Annotated in this window: 9 tRNA genes and 1 rRNA gene; all 10 read right to left on the bottom strand. The window is 51.9% G+C overall.

The window, feature by feature from the left end:
- Positions 1 to 11 precede the first annotated feature (11 nt).
- The 10 genes from A4U59_RS20665 to rrf all read right to left on the bottom strand — a co-directional run bounded on the left by A4U59_RS20665 (position 12) and on the right by rrf (position 1,050).
- Positions 12 to 87 (bottom strand) — tRNA-Ala (locus tag A4U59_RS20665).
- 143 nt (positions 88 to 230) lie between these two features.
- Positions 231 to 307, bottom strand: a tRNA-Pro gene (locus A4U59_RS20660).
- An 18-nt stretch (positions 308 to 325) separates the two neighbouring features.
- A tRNA-Arg gene (locus A4U59_RS20655) sits at positions 326 to 402 on the bottom strand.
- Positions 403 to 405: 3 nt separating this feature from the next.
- Positions 406 to 494 (bottom strand) — tRNA-Leu (locus A4U59_RS20650).
- Positions 495 to 510: 16 nt separating this feature from the next.
- Positions 511 to 585, bottom strand: a tRNA-Gly gene (locus A4U59_RS20645).
- Positions 586 to 594: 9 nt separating this feature from the next.
- Positions 595 to 675 (bottom strand) — tRNA-Leu (locus tag A4U59_RS20640).
- A gap of 10 nt (positions 676 to 685) precedes the next feature.
- Positions 686 to 761, bottom strand: a tRNA-Lys gene (locus A4U59_RS20635).
- A 4-nt stretch (positions 762 to 765) separates the two neighbouring features.
- Positions 766 to 841, bottom strand: a tRNA-Thr gene (locus tag A4U59_RS20630).
- Positions 842 to 844: 3 nt separating this feature from the next.
- A tRNA-Val gene (locus A4U59_RS20625) sits at positions 845 to 920 on the bottom strand.
- Positions 921 to 933: 13 nt separating this feature from the next.
- A 5S ribosomal RNA gene (rrf, locus tag A4U59_RS20620) occupies positions 934 to 1,050 on the bottom strand.
- Between the last annotated feature and the right edge of the window lie 198 nt (positions 1,051 to 1,248).

Raw genomic sequence — 1,248 nt, 5'->3', positions numbered from 1 at the left:
TCTAAAAAAATTGGTGGAGCCTAGCGGGATCGAACCGCTGACCTCCTGCGTGCAAAGCAGGCGCTCTCCCAGCTGAGCTAAGGCCCCAGTATAATGGTTATTTAGTGTTCACAGTTTAGGTTGTGAAGTCCCTGTCTCTTCCTCTGGAATCGAGGATGTGAATGCGTTGAGACAACCCGCAGCATATTCGGGGTTGTTTTGCTCGTCGCTGAGCTAAGGCCCCATATAAATGGTCGGGAAGACAGGATTTGAACCTGCGACCCCCTGGTCCCAAACCAGGTGCTCTACCAAGCTGAGCCACTTCCCGGTATAATGTGAAGTTCTATGGCGCGCCCGAGAGGAGTCGAACCCCTAACCTTCTGATCCGTAGTCAGACGCTCTATCCAATTGAGCTACGGGCGCTAATGGTGCCGAGGGCCGGACTCGAACCGGCACGGTAGTCACCTACCGCAGGATTTTAAGTCCTGTGTGTCTGCCAATTCCACCACCCCGGCAAGCCTGTAAAATTGGTGGAGCGGAAGACGGGATTCGAACCCGCGACCCCCACCTTGGCAAGGTGGTGTTCTACCACTGAACTACTTCCGCAATATATAATGCGGGTGGAGGGACTTGAACCCCCACGCCAAAGGCGCTAGATCCTAAGTCTAGTGCGTCTGCCAATTCCGCCACACCCGCAATATGAAAATGGTGAGCCATGGAGGACTCGAACCTCCGACCCTCTGATTAAAAGTCAGATGCTCTACCAACTGAGCTAATGGCTCGAAATGGTGCCGGCCAGAGGACTTGAACCCCCAACCTACTGATTACAAGTCAGTTGCTCTACCAATTGAGCTAGACCGGCACATGGTGGAGGATGACAGGATCGAACTGCCGACCCCCTGCTTGTAAGGCAGGTGCTCTCCCAGCTGAGCTAATCCTCCAATATTCAATATTGCCCGGCGGCGTCCTACTCTCGCAGGGGGACGGCCCCCAACTACCATCGGCGCTGGAGAGCTTAACTTCCGTGTTCGGGATGGGAACGGGTGTATCCTCTCCGCCATTGCCACCGGACAATTTATGAGGGTTCGCGATCATCTCGTGATGATTCCGAACCTTCCTATTCAAACAGCAATCATTCTATGTAAAATAAAACGTTCAACAAGGAACAAGATATATTATACAGAGATTACGCTGAATTGCAAGGATAACTTTTGAGGTCATTCCCTGAAAACTGGATAACTTCATGCAAGCAAGCAGTGCGTTGATTTT

It is taken from the genome of Bacillus marinisedimentorum (assembly GCF_001644195.2).
Classification (GTDB): domain Bacteria; phylum Bacillota; class Bacilli; order Bacillales; family Bacillaceae_O; genus Bacillus_BL; species Bacillus_BL marinisedimentorum.
This window is presented reverse-complemented; position numbering and strand designations above follow the sequence as displayed.